A 14,228-nucleotide genomic window follows, 5' to 3' on the forward strand; every position below is an offset into this window, starting at 1 on the left:
GTCTTCGCAACTGCTAACTGACGACCCCACCGACACCCGATAACAACTGATGCGACTCCCGGACTCACAACTCGCGGTGTTGGAAGCCGCCTCGGCGACCGAACCGACGCCAGTCGATCGGCTGGCCGACACGACTGAACTAAAGCCGGAATCCGTCACCCGCGCGGCCTTCGATCTCCGCGACGACGGGCTGGTCACCATCGACGAACGCACCGAGACCACCGCTGATCTCACCGACGAGGCACACAACTATCTCGCTGATGGCCTCCCCGAAATCCGCCTCTACCGCGCGGCCATCGACGCTGGTGCCGACGACGCAGCCGTCGAACTCGGCCAACTCATCGGCGCGGCCGGCCTGGAGGGTCCCGAGGTCGACATCGCCCTCGCCAACTTCGCGCGCAAAGGATACGGCGAGATCGATTCCGGCAGCGTCACCGCCGACCCAGATGCCGACCCCGACAGCGACCCCGAAGCCGACGCGCTCGCAACGCTGGCCGATGGCGGCAGCGTCGACAACGACGCCATCGACGCCGACCTCCTCGACCAACTCGAACGCCGCGACCTGATTATTCAGCGCGAACATACTGTCCGCGAGATCACGCTCACCGACGACGCCGTCACCGCCCTGATGGAGGGCATCGAGGCCGCCGAAACGGTCGACCGCCTGACGCCCGAAATGCTGACCAGCGGCGAGTGGCAGGACGTGGAGTTCAGTGAGTACAACGTCGAAGCCGACGCGCCCGCAGTCGAGGGCGGCCGCAAGCACATTCTCCGACAGACGGCCGACCGCGCGAAGGACGTACTCGTCGGGATGGGGTTCCAGGAGATGGACGGCCCGCATGCTGACGCCGACTTCTGGATCAACGACTGCCTGTTCATGCCGCAGGATCACCCCGCCCGCACCCACTGGGATCGCTTCGCCCTCGACGTGCCGCCGATCCAAGACCTTCCCGATCAACTCGTCGACCGCGTCGAGTCAGCCCACCGCGAGGGCGTTGGCGACGACGGCGACGGCTACCACTCGCCGTGGGATCGGGATTTCGCCGAGGCCGTCGCCCTCCGGGGGCACACCACGTCGCTGTCGATGCGCTATCTCTCCGGCTTCGCTGGAGCCGATATCGAGCCGCCGCAGCGATACTTCTCGGTCGAGAAGGTCTACCGCAACGACACGCTTGACCCGACCCACCTGCTGGAGTTCTTCCAGATCGAGGGCTGGGTGCTGGCCGAAGATCTCTCGGTGCGGGATCTGATGGGCACCTTCGAGGAGTTCTATGCGCAGTTCGGCATCACCGACCTCGAATTCAAACCCCACTACAACCCTTACACGGAGCCATCCTTCGAGCTGTTCGGCACCCACCCCACAACGGGTGAGATCGTCGAGATCGGCAACTCGGGGCTGTTCCGCCCTGAGGTGCTGGAACCCCTCGGCATCGAGGCCGACGTGATGGCGTGGGGCCTCGCCCTCGAACGCCTGCTCATGCTGATGTACGGCTTCGAGGATATCCGCGATGTCCACGGGACACTGTGTGATCTTGAACTGCTGCGGGAAACGGAGGTGCTTCAGTAATGCCTGTTGTCGATGTCGACCCCGACGAACTGCGGGAACTGACTGGTCACGACGAGAAATCCGACGACGAACTCAAGGACGACTTGTTCAACCTTGGCCTCGAATTCGAGGGCGAGACCGACGAGGGCGAACTCCAACTCGAATTCGCGCCCGACCGCCTTGATCGCCTCTCCGTCGAGGGTGTCGCCCGCTCGCTGCGGTATCAGTACGGTGACGATACCGGCGTCTATGTACCCAATACGAACGATCCCGACTGGACATATGAGGTCGAAGATACCGTCCCCGAGGGCCGGCCCTACGTCACGGGTGCCATCGTCCGCGACGTGAACATGACCGAGGACGTGCTGGAATCGCTGATCCAGCTCCAGGAGAAACTCCACGCGACGATGGGTCGCAAACGCGCGAAGGCGGCCATCGGCATCCACGACCTGACGATGCTGAAGGGTGCGGGCCTCGGCGACGACGACAGCGGCCACTCGATCACCTACCGCGGGATCGATCCCGACGGCGACCGATTCGTCCCCCTTGATGCCGACAGCGAGATGACGCCTGCCGAGGTGCTCACCGATCACCCGATCGGCGACAAGTTCGGCGACCTTCTCGATGGGTTCGACCGCTATCCCGCGATCTACGACGATCTCGGGCTGTTCTCGTTCCCACCGGTCATCAATGGTCGACGCACCGAGGTCGAAGCCGACTCCCGGGATCTCCTCATTGAGCTCACCGGCACCGACCAGTGGACGATCGACCACATCTGCAACATCATCTGCTACGCGCTGTCGGCCCGCGGCGGCACCATCGAGGAGGTCGAGATCGACTACCCGACCGCGACCGGCCCCTACGAGGATGTCGGTGGCGAACTTGTCCGCCCGGATTTCGAGACCGACACCAAACACGTCGCCCACGACCGCATCGAGACGATCCTCGGTGTCGACTTCGAGCAGCGTGAGGTACTGGATCTCTTCGCACGCGCGGGCCTGTCGGCGTCGGTCGTCGACGACGCTGATGATGTGGATGCCGTTGCTGACGCTACCGACGGTGTCGTCTACGCTGTCGAGATCCCGCCCTACCGCGTCGACGTACTCCACCCGATCGACCTCATCGACGATTTGGGTCGGGCCTACGGGTTCAACGAGTTGGAGCCACGCTACCCCGATATCGGCACCGTCGGCGGTCGCCACGACCGCACGCGACTCGAAGACGCGACCCGGGCGAGCCTCATCGGGCTCGGCTTCGAGGATCTGCTGAACTTCCATATGATCTCCGCCGAGGCGAACTACGATCGGCTCAACATTGAGCCGGGCGCGACCGCCGGCGACGGCGACCGCTGGCTCGTCGGCGCGGGCGAGGCCGTCGAGATCACCGGCCCTTACAGCGAGGACTACACTCAACTCCGTACCTGGGTACTCCCGTCGCTGCTCATGGTCTTAGAGAACAACACCCATCGCGCCTACCCGCAGGATCTCGCCGAGATCGGCCTCGCCGCCGCGGTCGACGACAGCGAGAACACCAACGTCGCCGAGCGACGCTCGATCGGCGCGGTGCTGGCGCGCAACGATGCGACCTACGAGGATGCCAAGGCCCGACTCACCGCCCTCTGCGATGATTTCGGTGTCGACCTCGAAACGCCGCCGACCGACCACCCGACGTTCATCGACGGCCGCGCTGCCGACGTGGTGATCGACGGCGAAACGGTCGGTGTCATCGGTGAAATCCATCCCGCGGTGTTGGTCGAACACGATCTGGAACTCCCGGTCGCCGCATTCGAGTTCCGGCTTGACGCGCTGCAGTAATGCCCCGAACCGGCAAGATCTCGCGGGCGTTCTTTCGGGAGCATATCGCCACACAGCTCGGGGCCGACCGACCGGAAACGGCCCTCGGCCCACAGCACGGTGTCGACTTCGGTGTCCTCGATATCGGCGGGCAGGCCCTCGCTGTCGCCACCGATCCGGTCTCGATCCTGCCCGGCCTCGGCTTCGAGCGCGCCGGCCGGTTCGCTGTCCGTATCGTCCTCGCGGATGTCGCCGTCTCGGGGTTCGATCCCTCGCATCTCGCAGTCGGCTTCACGCTCCCACCCGATCTCAGCGACGACGACTTCGCCACGGTCTGGGGGGCGATCCATGACGAGTGCGAAGCGCTCGGTGTGGATATCGTCACCGGCCACACCGCCCGGTATGCCGGCTGTTCGTTCCCGTGGGTCGGCGCGGCGACCGCGATGGCTGTCGGCGACCACGACGCGATCGTCCGCCCGGATGGGGCTCGCGTCGGCGACGACCTCATCATCACGACCGGCCCCGCGGTCGAAGCCGCCGCGCTGTTTGCCTCGCTGTTCCCCGAGGAAATCGACTGCGAGGATGACCGACTCGCTCGCGTGGCGGCGATGTTCGACGAGCTCGATGTCGTCCGTGACACCCGCGCTATCGCCGGGATCGACGGTGTGTCGGCGATGCACGATATCACCGAAGGCGGGCTGCTTGGTGCGTGCCACGAGATGGCTGCCGGTGCCGGCGTTCGGTTTCGGGTCGACACCGACCGAGTTCTGATCGACGACGACGTGGCCGCGGTCTGTTCGACCCTCGATATGGATCCTTGGCGAGCGACCAGCTCCGGATCGCTGCTGCTTTCGGTCGACCCTGACGCGACCGACGACGTGCTCACAGCACTTCGCGATCGCGGGACAACGGCGGCTGTGATCGGGAGCGTCGAGTCTGGAGACACCGAGTTGGGCAGCGGTGTCGTCCGTGACGGCGAGCCGACCGAGCCGCCAGTTGGCGATTCCTCGTGGCCGGTCTACGAGCGGCTGCTGGCGGCTGCTAACGACGCCGATGATGCCGCCGACGCCGATCCCAACGACGCTAACTGACCACCGATCTTTTTCATCTCCTGGTCGTACCACCGACAAATGACAGCGATCGACCTTGCACTCGACTGGACACCGAATACGAACCACACCGGCTTCTACGTCGCGCTCGCGGAGGGTTACTACGCCGACCGCGGGCTCGACGTGTCGATCCACTCGCCGGCCGACGACGACTACGAGACGACGCCGGCAAAGCAGGTCGCCACCGGCGAGGCGACGCTGGCGATCGCCCCCTCCGAGAGCGTCATCAGCTACCAGACGCACCCCGACTACCCGTCGCTGACGGCTGTCGCGGCGGTCTGCCAGGAGGACAAAAGCGCGATCGTCACCCTCGGCGACAGCGGCCTCGACCGCCCGGCCGATCTCGACGGCCACCGATATGCCTCCTACGACGCCCGCTTCGAGGATCACATCGTCCGCCAGCTCGTCCGCAACGACGGCGGCGACGGCGACATCGACATCGTCACGCCGCCGAAACTTGGTATCTGGAACACCCTCCTCGATGGTGAGGCGGATGCGACCTGGGTGTTCATGCCGTGGGAGGGCGTCCTCGCGGCCCGCGATGGGATCGACCTCAACGCCTTCTATCTCGACGAGTACGATGTGCCGTACGGCTACACACCCCTGCTCTTAGCCCGCCCGGAGACGATCGCCGACGGCGACGCCCTCGGCGACTTCCTTGCGGCGACTGCCCGCGGCTATCAGTTCGCGGTCGACAACCCCGATCGGGCCGCCGAGATCCTCGGCGAGACGGCCGAGGGGATGGACAACGACGATCCCGAGTTCCTCCGTGAGAGCCAACACGAACTTACTGACGCGTATCTCACCGCTGACGCTCGGTGGGGAACGATGGCTCACGACCGCTGGGACGCCTTCGTCGACTGGCTCGCCGCCAACGACATCCTCACCACGGTCGACGACGAGCCGATCCCGGCTGATGAGTTGCCGACAGGCGAGCTCTACACGAACGAAGCCCTGCCCGAGGCGTAACTGCGTCTAACACCCGATTTACTCGCTGTCGACAACGTCGGGGAGTTCGACGGTCGCGGTTGTTCCCTCGGAGTCAGTCTCGTAGCTCACGCCCCCGCCGAGTGCAGTCACGCCCCACTCGATGAGCCACAGGCCGATCCCGCTGCCGTGTTCGAGATCCGTCTCTCGACCTTCCTCGATCACGCTGAGCTCGTGTTCCGGAATCCCGTCGCCGCTGTCGCCCACCTCGATCCGGGCGGTCGATACCGAGGTACTCGCGGAAACGGTCACGCTTCCGCCGCCGTGTTCGAGCCCGTTTTCGATCAGGTTCGCAACGACGCTCTCCAGCAGTTGGCGGTTCGTGTGGATGATGCCCCCGGCTGGTATTTCGTTGTCGACGCTCCCGCCGTGTTCGGCGACGATCGGCTCAGCGACGCGGTCGACGAACTCAGCCAGCGGGATCGGTTCGGTGCCCAGCTTCTCGGCCTCCAGCGTTCGCTCGACCATCCGGGCCTTATCACCGAGTTCGAGCACGCTGTCGGTGTTGGCTTTCGCGGTTTCGAGCATCTCGGCGTACTCCTCGTCGTCAACCCCGTCGGCGACGACTTCGAGGTAGCCGCTGGCGACGTTGAGGTCGTTGCGGAGGTTGTGGCGGAGCAGCCGGTTGAGGACGGCGAGTCGCTGCTCGCGTTGGCGTTCGGTCGTGATGTCCTGGAGGGTGATCGTGTGGCCGACCGTGCTGTCGGCGGTGTCCTCGACCCGTGAGACGGTGACCGCGTACTCCCGGGGGCGGCTCCGCTCGCGGCGAATCCGCTGTTCGGGCTCGTCGAGATCGATGTCGAGGTCGATGCTGTCAAGTGATTTTCCGAGGAAATCCGGTTTTGCGGTGTCGACGATCTCGGCTGCTGCCACGTTGGCGTTGATGATCCGGCCGTCGTCGTCGACGATGACGACGCCGATCCCCAGATCGTCGATGGCGGTCTGATCGCTTGTCCGCCGGGCTGCGGGCGTCAACTCGAACATATTGCGCCGGAAGAAGGCGTACATATCGAGGCCGAGATGGGCCGGAAACACCAGCGGCGCGAGATTGAGTTGCGGGACAGGGCCGGCGTCGAACACCCACAGCAGGACGGCCGGGAGGATCGGGAGCGGCGACAGCGCGAGCGCGAGCGTCTGGGAGCGATACAGCGGCCCGTAGCTCGCAAACGTCTCGATCAGTGCCAACACCGCCCCTGCCGTCAGCAGCATCAACACCAGCAGGATGACAAACAGCCACGGCTCGTTGGTGTGGGCGACCGTTGCCGCGCCCGCGGTCGGCTCGATCTGGTAGTCGCTCCAGACGAGTTGGTGTCGGGGGTTGGTGGCGATCAGCGCGACGAACCCGATCATGAGCGCGACGAGCCCGGCCATCCCAGCCGACCGCACGGCCGCCTTTCGGCCGGTGTATTCGAGTGCGAACGCCAGAAACAGGAGGCTCGTGAAACAGGTGCCCAGCCAGATCGGAATCTCCAGCAGAAACCGGAGCTGTGGGTCGAAGACAAGCAACGCGACGCCGTAGGAGACAGCCCAGACGGCGATCGATCCCATCATCGCCATGAACAGCCGCGCGCCGTCGGCCGCGCGGTAGGGCCACACGTAGGCGATGAAGACGAGCGAGATGAGCCCGGAGACGAACGCGCCGCCTGCGGGCCACGGAACGGCGGAAAGCACTGCCTGTGGTATGGGGCTATCGGCGCATAAGGATTCGTGTCGATACGTTGTCTTCGAACCGACGATGGAAATGGAGCACACCCGCGGCTCTCACGGCTCCCGTCGGTCGCTGTTCGAGCGAAGCGCGGTCTCTCTGTGGCCGATCGCGCGTTCGAAAGTCGATTAACCTTAGTCCCCGCGGCGAGTCCTCTCCCGCAATGCCAACCGGAGAGTACGATCCTGACGCTGTCGAGCCCAAGTGGCAACAGTACTGGGTCGAAAACGAGACGTACGCCTATCCCGAGGACGCCACCGACCCGAACACGACGTTCGCCATCGACACCCCGCCGCCGACCGTCTCGGGAAGCCTCCACTGGGGACACGTCTACGGCTCGATCCTCCAGGATATCGTCGCCCGCTTCGAGCGCATGCAGGGCAACGACGTGTTCTATCCCTTCGGCTACGACGACAACGGCATCGCCTCCGAACGCCTGACCGAATCTGAACTCGGAATCCGCCACCAGGATTTTGATCGGTACGAATTCCAAGAGAAATGTCGGGAGGTCTGTGCCGAATACGAGGAAGAGTTTACGGAGAAAATGCAGGCGATGGGCACCTCCATCGACTGGAATAATACCTACCAGACCATTTCGCCGGAGGTTCAGCGCGTCTCCCAACTCTCCTTTATCGATCTCTACGACCAGGGCCGCGAGTACCGCAAGAAGGCTCCCGCGATCTGGTGTCCCGACTGCGAAACGGCGATCTCACAGGTCGAAACCGAAGACCACGAGGAGCAGTCCTATTTCAACGACATCGCCTTCGAACTCGTCGAGAGCGGCAGCGAGCCCGACGCTGATGCCGTCGCCGACGAAGACTACGAGTATCCGACGCCGACCGACCCCGGCGACGATATCGTCATCTCGACGACCCGTCCCGAGTTGATTCCGGCGTGTGTCTCGATGTTCGTCCACCCTGACGACGACCGCAACGCCCACCTCGTCGGCGGCACGGCGAAGGTGCCTGTCTTCGGCCATGAGGTGCCGATCTATGAGGACGACCGCGTCGACATGGAGAAGGGAACCGGCGTCGTGATGTGCTGTACCTTCGGCGACCAGACCGACATCGAGTGGTACCAGGCCCACGACCTCGATCTCCGGGTCGCCATCGACGAGTCGGCGACGATGACCGACCTCGCCGGCGACTACGAGGGCATGAGCACGGAGGAAGCCCGCGAGGCCATCGTCGAGGATATCGACGATGCCGGCCAACTGCGGGATCGGTGGGAGATCGAGCACGTCGTGCAGGTTCACGAACGCGACGACGTGCCCGTCGAGTACCGCGTCACCGAGCAGTGGTATGTCGACGTGCTCGACAAACGCGAGGAATACTTGGAGGCTGGCCGCGAGATGGAGTGGTTCCCCGAGAAGATGTTCACGCGCTACGAGCACTGGATCGACGGCTTGGAGTGGGACTGGTGTATCTCCCGGCAGCGATCCTCCGGCATTCCGTTCCCGGTGTGGTACTGCGCCGACTGCGATCACGAAGTCATCGCCGAAAAAAGCGAGCTGCCGGTCGATCCGCTCTCGGACGATCCACCGGTCGATAGCTGTCCCGAGTGTGGCCACGACGAGTTCGTCCCCGAAGACGATGTCTTCGACACGTGGGCGACCTCGTCGCTGACGCCGCTCATCAACGCTGGCTGGGACTGGGATGACGACGCGGAAGAATTCACGATGGATCGTCCTGAGATCTACCCGATGGATCTCCGGCCCCAGGGCCACGACATCATCTCTTTCTGGTTGTTCCACACCGTCATCAAGTGCTACGAGCACACCGGCGAGGTGCCGTTCGACACGACGATGATCAACGGGATGGTGCTCGACGAAAACCGCGAAAAGATGTCGAAATCGAAGGGGAACGTCGTCGATCCCGACGCCGTCCTCGACGAATACCCGGTCGACGCCGCGCGGTTCTGGGCGGCCGGCAGCGCGATCGGTGACGACCTGCCCTACCAAGAAAAGGGCCTGCGCGCGGGCGAGAAACTGATTCGCAAGCTCTGGAACGCCTCGAAGCTCGTCGATTCCCTCGCGCCCGAACCGGTCGACCGCCCCGACGATCTCGCCGCGCTCGACCGCTGGCTGCTGGCCGAACTCGACGCCGAAATCGAGGAGCTGACCGAGTTGCTGGCCAACCGCGAGTTCTCGAAGGCCCGCGATGGTCTCCGCACCTTCTTCTGGAACACCTTCTGTGACGACTACCTCGAAATCGCCAAACAGCGACTCGACGAGGGCGGCGATCAGTCGGCGGCCTACACGCTGCGGACGGCCCACAAGCGGTTCCTCAAACTGTTTGCGCCCCTCCTTTCGCACGTCACCGAGGAACTCTACCGCGACATGTACGATGCAGACGAAAGCATTCACCAGTCGCCGTGGCCCGAACCGCTCGGTATCGACGCTGACCGCGAAGGCGGCGCGGCCGCGATGGCGGTCGTCGGCGCGCTCCGGAAATATAAGAGCGACCAGCAGCTTCCCCTCAACGCCGAACTGTCGGCTATCGAGGTCTACGGCCCGATCGAGGGCTTCGAGGACGACATCCGCGGCGTGATGCACGTCGACGACCTCACCGTTCTCGACAGCGAACCCGAGATCGAATCCGTCATCACCGACATCAGCCTCGATTACTCGAAGGTTGGCCCAGAGTACGGTTCCCAAGTGCCTGATCTGGAAGACGGGATCGAGGCCGGCGACTACGACCTCACCGACGACGAACTCCACGTCGCTGGCGAGGAACTCGGCCCGGACTTCTTCGAGGTCAACCGCGAGCGACGCTACGCTGGCGAGGGCGAGATGCTTGAAGCCGGCGACGCTATCGTGATCGTTGCCGAGGTATAACAGCGCGGTCTGCCCGTATCTATTTATTGACGCTTTCCAACTCGGTTGGTATGGGCGTGTACTCGTGGGACGATCCCGTACGTATCGACGAGTTCGATAGTGGCGGCGAGCGTCGCGTGTTGGGATACACCGAGGAGATGATGCTGGTTCATTACTCGTTGAACGAGGGCGACGAGGGGGAACTACACAGCCACGACGAAACCGTTCAAGCGAGCTACGTCATCGACGGGCGGCTCGAACTCCGCGGCGAGTACGACACGACCGTTGGCCCCGGCGATTCCTACGTCATCCCACCGGGAACGACTCACGGCGTCTACGCCGAAACCCCATGCAACGTGATTGACGCGTTTTCCCCGCCGTTGGACGCGTACAAACCGGAGTAATTCCACTCGCCGGGTTCGATGTCGAGCCCCGCGAACTTCTTCGGCGACAGCCTCACCGAGTTTCCGGCTCGAAGGTGGTGGTCGTCTCCGCGCGGTAGGTCGTTCCGGTGCCGTCGGCGGTGAGTTCCATCTCGATATCGATAGCGATGGCTTCGACCGCGGCGGCGTTCGGGTCGATAACCGTGTTGATAAACATCGTTTCGTCGACGCTGTCGACTGCGTCCGCCAGTGCGATCCGTGTCGATCCATCGCCGTCGACGCGTCCGTACGTTAGATACGGCCACGCGTCTCCGGCGGGTGAAGCGAGATAGATATCGGCTGGTTCCCCGGTCGGCGGCGCGCGGAGATCGAACCGGAAGGACTCCAGTGTCGTTGCCTCGTCGTACTCGATGAACAGTCCGAGTCCGAACTCCTCGTCAAGTGACGGCGGGAACGATCCCTGATTGAACCCGACAACCCGAACCTCCTCGCCGTCGTGTCGGTAGACGAGATACGTCTCGTTCTGGCGGCCCGCGTCCTGTCGTTCGGTTTCCGCTTGGAGGGTCACGGTTCGACCGGGCGCGAACGAACAGCCAGCCGTCGTGATCCCGATCGGGATCGCTGCCGACGCGAGGAACCGTCGTCTGTCCATATCGGGGCTCACAATCGATCCGCAAGAATAGTTTGTGGACGCTCAAACGCGTGTTTCGGGTTACTGTAGGTCGACACCGACCGCCTCCTCGATGGAGTCGAAGCCGTCGCGTTCCAGCAGGTCGAGCAGTCCCTCGTTGATGTCGCGGGCAATCGCCGGCCCCTCGAAGACGAGGCCGGTGTACAGTTGCACGAGACTTGCGCCCGCGCGTATCTTTTCGTACGCTCCTGCCGCATCGCTGATGCCGCCGACGCCGATGATCGGTACGTCGGTGCGCTCGGCGATGAATCTGATCTGGTCGGTTGCCTCACTCTCGATTGGTTTCCCGGAGAGCCCACCGGTTTCGGCCTTGTTCGGATTTTTGAGGCTGTCGGGCCGGTTCGTCGTCGTGTTGGTTGCAATGACGCCGTCGAGGCCGAGGTCGTCGACGACCCCCAGCGCGTCTTCGACGGCGGGATCGGGGAGATCCGGCGAGAGCTTGACCAGCAGGGGGCTGGCTCCCGCCGCTTTGAGGGTGCCCAAGATTTCTTCCAGCGACTCGCGGTTCTGTAGCGAGCGCAGCCCCGGCGTGTTCGGACTGGAGACGTTGACCGCGAAGTAGTCGCCCGCGTCGGCGACCCGCTCGTAGGTGTATAGATAGTCGTCGGCTGCCTCTTCCAGTGGTGTCGATTTCGATTTGCCGATATTGACCCCGAGCGGCACGTCTGGTTGTGGCTCGCGGTCGAGGCGGTCGCCGACCCGGTCGGCACCCTCGTTGTTGAACCCCATTCGGTTGATCAGGGCCTCATCTTCCGGGAGGCGGAACATGCGCGGCTGGGGGTTGCCGGGCTGTCGCTCGGCGGTGACGCCGCCGATCTCGACGTGCCCGAAGCCAAGATCGGCCAGCACGCGGGGGATCTCGGCGTTTTTGTCGAAGCCGGCGGCGACGCCGACCGGGGTCGAGAAATCAAGCCCGAAGACCGACTGCTGAAGGCGGTCGTCGGTGACGCGGTAGCGGTTCCGGAGGCCGTCCGCGATCGGGGTATCCTGAACGGCTCCCAGAAGCCGGTGAACCGCGGTGTGGGCGGTCTCCGGCGGGAGCACGAACAGCACCGGTTTCGCCATCTCATAGAGCGTCATTACGTACGCTACCGGTGTCGACCGCAATCAATCCGACGAACCGCTCGTTGCACTGGTCGGTTGTTGATCGTGGTCGCCCCGGGACGCTACAATCGAGTGGCTCCGGGTTAGAAGTCGTGTTGGACGGTGTCGGGGTCAGCCTTCTGGATGATGATCTTGTCCTCGCGCACCCGCACGAAGACCTCGTCGCCGATCTCCATGCCGGCGACCGCAAGCTCGTCTTCGTGTAGATTGATGTGGACGTTGTGGTACTCACCGTCGTCGTCTTTGGCCCCACTCGGACTCAGCTTCTTTTTCCGAACCATCGCCGGTGTCTATCCCCATTCACCACAGACTGCATATAAGTGTTGTTTACCGCTGTGTGGATCGGGTGTTTGTCGACACTGTCGCCGCCGCTGTTGGTGCCGTGCCGCCGTCAGAACCAGCCACTAGAACCACCGCCCTGCGCGTGATCGTATTTAAAGAATCGCTCGCTGAGTGTTCAAATCCCCGATATATTTATATCAATGCATGTCCTCGGATGGCATGGAGCCACAAACCATGGTACGTGAAGACGGTAAGCGAAACTTTGCACTCCGCGAGGCGGACGGAACCGAAGACAGTGTCTTTTCGGGTAACACCCCCCGGCAGGCCGCGCTGAAGGCCGCCCGGCGGCTTGATCCAGCCCCTTCGGAAGCGGCTGCCGAGCGGGTGCCGCTCGAACTCCGTGAGAAAGGTACCGACAAGGTACACAAGTATGAGGGGTGGGCATGGGAGGAGACCGCCCCTGACAACTCACCCGACTGGATGCCCGAGGAGATCACCGAGGCGAATGTCTCCAAAGAGGGCATCGAGCACCTCGACGAGTGATCGGTGGTACCGACGCGGTTGCCTCGTGTTCTTTCGATGGCTGTCGGTTCCGGTAGCGTTTTGTCTCGCTCACCCTGACCGTCCGCCTGCGCGGCAATCATCCGGCGCGACCGTCTGTGCGATACAGGGGATGACCGTCCGACCTCCAGCCGCGCGACATCCTTTGTTTGACCCATTTCTCGTGTCGATGAGAGCCGCTTAACGCCCTCAAAATCGCTTCACCGCTCCCGTTACTCCCATTTTCGTCTTCCGCGGTTCCCTATGTGGGTTCGGCGCATGAAACCGCATGACGTGGCGGGTTCGCTTCGACGGCCTTTTGTATAAACCCCGTCTTCGATAGGATGCACTGGTTGTGCGTGGAAACACGCGCGATCACTGCCGTCCGGAATCGCCGGACGGCTCCCAGTTCAAAACAATGCCCTTAAGTATAACAGGGCGTTCGACTGGAATGCAGCAAAAACACACCGCGAGCCGCCGACCGTTCGAATCGGTCAGCACTCGCATGGATCGAGTGGTCGCCGAGACCACAACTGATCCGACGGGCTTATACGGCCCAGTCGGATACACTCAGATCCGACACCATGGGGATCCCACCCCTGCGGTACGCCGTAAGCCGGGATCCGACGTTAGCCTTGGTAGTTCGGTGCCACCCGATTGCTCGCGTGGCCCCGAACACAGACCATGCAATGAGACACATTTGGTGACCGATCCCCGTCAGAGGATCGTTCCCGCCAACCCCCAACTGTCTCTCCGAGACAGTTGGACACATTCCGGTTGATCCTGCCGGAGGACATTGCTATTGGGATTCGATTTAGCCATGCTAGTCGAGCGAGTTCAGACTCGCGGCGCATAGCTCAGTAACACGTGGCCAAGCTCCCCTTCAGTCAGCGATACCCTCGGGAAACTGAGGCTAACAGCCGATACTCGACGCCAGCTGGAATGCGGCGTCGTCGAAAAGTGATGCTGAAGGATGCGGCTGCGGCCGATTAGGTAGACGGTGGGGTAACGGCCCACCGTGCCAGTAATCGGTACGGGTGATGAGAGTCAGAGCCCGGAGACGGAATCTGAGACAAGATTCCGGGCCCTACGGGGCGCAGCAGGCGCGAAACCTTTACACTGCACGGAAGTGCGATAGGGGAATCCCAAGTGCGAGGGCATATTAGCCCTCGCTTTTGTTGACCGTAAGGTGGTCAACGAATAAGAGCTGGGCAAGACCGGTGCCAGCCGCCGCGGTAATACCGGCAGCTCAAGTGATGTCCCATATTATTGG

Annotated in this window: 11 protein-coding genes and 1 rRNA gene; 8 read left to right on the forward strand and 4 right to left on the reverse strand. The window is 63.3% G+C overall.

What is annotated here, in order from left to right; genetic code table 11:
- Nucleotides 1-49 precede the first annotated feature (49 nt).
- Genes HKK80_RS06875 through HKK80_RS06890 form a run of 4 tightly spaced genes read left to right on the forward strand, consistent with a single transcriptional unit; the run spans nucleotide 50 to nucleotide 5,417 of the window.
- On the forward strand, nucleotides 50-1,567 hold the full coding sequence (locus HKK80_RS06875; RefSeq protein ID WP_411798866.1) for a phenylalanine--tRNA ligase subunit alpha: 1,518 nt from the start codon (nucleotides 50-52) through the stop codon (nucleotides 1,565-1,567).
- Nucleotides 1,567-3,360 carry a phenylalanine--tRNA ligase subunit beta gene (gene pheT, locus HKK80_RS06880; RefSeq protein ID WP_411798867.1) on the forward strand — a complete coding sequence of 598 codons (1,794 nt, stop codon included), beginning with the start codon at nucleotides 1,567-1,569 and terminating at the stop codon, nucleotides 3,358-3,360. The genes HKK80_RS06875 and pheT overlap by 1 nt, the downstream gene beginning before the upstream one ends.
- Entirely contained in the window at nucleotides 3,360-4,430 is a 1,071-nt protein-coding gene (locus HKK80_RS06885; RefSeq protein ID WP_411798868.1) for an AIR synthase family protein, read from the forward strand. Before pheT ends, HKK80_RS06885 begins: the two co-directional genes overlap by 1 nt.
- Nucleotides 4,431-4,469: 39 nt before the next feature.
- The gene (locus HKK80_RS06890; RefSeq protein ID WP_411798869.1) at nucleotides 4,470-5,417 is read left to right on the forward strand and encodes an ABC transporter substrate-binding protein; all 948 of its coding nucleotides are present in this window, start codon (nucleotides 4,470-4,472) and stop codon (nucleotides 5,415-5,417) included.
- 18 nt (nucleotides 5,418-5,435) lie between these two features.
- On the opposite strand, the gene HKK80_RS06895 is transcribed toward HKK80_RS06890, so the two are convergent.
- Nucleotides 5,436-7,106 (reverse strand): histidine kinase N-terminal 7TM domain-containing protein, encoded by a 1,671-nt coding sequence (locus HKK80_RS06895; protein WP_411798870.1) that lies wholly within the window; start codon nucleotides 7,104-7,106, stop codon nucleotides 5,436-5,438.
- Nucleotides 7,107-7,303: 197 nt separating this feature from the next.
- On the opposite strand from HKK80_RS06895, the gene HKK80_RS06900 reads away from it, so the two are divergent.
- Together HKK80_RS06900 and HKK80_RS06905 are read left to right on the forward strand one after the other, a co-directional pair.
- The gene (locus tag HKK80_RS06900) at nucleotides 7,304-9,976 is read left to right on the forward strand and encodes a valine--tRNA ligase (protein ID WP_411798871.1); all 2,673 of its coding nucleotides are present in this window, start codon (nucleotides 7,304-7,306) and stop codon (nucleotides 9,974-9,976) included.
- 50 nt (nucleotides 9,977-10,026) lie between these two features.
- Complete coding sequence (locus HKK80_RS06905) at nucleotides 10,027-10,359, forward strand: cupin domain-containing protein (RefSeq protein ID WP_411798872.1); 333 nt, start codon at nucleotides 10,027-10,029, stop codon at nucleotides 10,357-10,359.
- A 52-nt stretch (nucleotides 10,360-10,411) separates the two neighbouring features.
- Here the strand turns inward: HKK80_RS06905 and HKK80_RS06910 are convergent, their stop codons facing one another.
- The 3 genes from HKK80_RS06910 to HKK80_RS06920 form a co-directional block, all read right to left on the reverse strand.
- Nucleotides 10,412-10,990, reverse strand: a complete 579-nt coding sequence (locus HKK80_RS06910; protein WP_411798873.1) for a hypothetical protein — start codon at nucleotides 10,988-10,990, stop codon at nucleotides 10,412-10,414.
- 60 nt (nucleotides 10,991-11,050) lie between these two features.
- Nucleotides 11,051-12,109 carry a quinone-dependent dihydroorotate dehydrogenase gene (locus HKK80_RS06915; protein WP_411798874.1) on the reverse strand — a complete coding sequence of 353 codons (1,059 nt, stop codon included), beginning with the start codon at nucleotides 12,107-12,109 and terminating at the stop codon, nucleotides 11,051-11,053.
- A 107-nt stretch (nucleotides 12,110-12,216) separates the two neighbouring features.
- On the reverse strand, nucleotides 12,217-12,414 hold the full coding sequence (locus tag HKK80_RS06920; RefSeq protein WP_411798875.1) for a hypothetical protein: 198 nt from the start codon (nucleotides 12,412-12,414) through the stop codon (nucleotides 12,217-12,219).
- Nucleotides 12,415-12,649: 235 nt separating this feature from the next.
- Between HKK80_RS06920 and HKK80_RS06925 the strand changes: the two genes are divergently transcribed.
- Nucleotides 12,650-12,958 (forward strand): non-histone chromosomal MC1 family protein, encoded by a 309-nt coding sequence (locus HKK80_RS06925; RefSeq protein WP_411798884.1) that lies wholly within the window; start codon nucleotides 12,650-12,652, stop codon nucleotides 12,956-12,958.
- A gap of 767 nt (nucleotides 12,959-13,725) precedes the next feature.
- Nucleotides 13,726-14,228: ribosomal RNA gene (locus HKK80_RS06930) — 16S ribosomal RNA — on the forward strand; the annotation flags it as partial.

The sequence above is a fragment of the Halonotius sp. F2-221B genome (genome assembly GCF_046719765.1).
Lineage (GTDB): Archaea > Halobacteriota > Halobacteria > Halobacteriales > Haloferacaceae > Halonotius.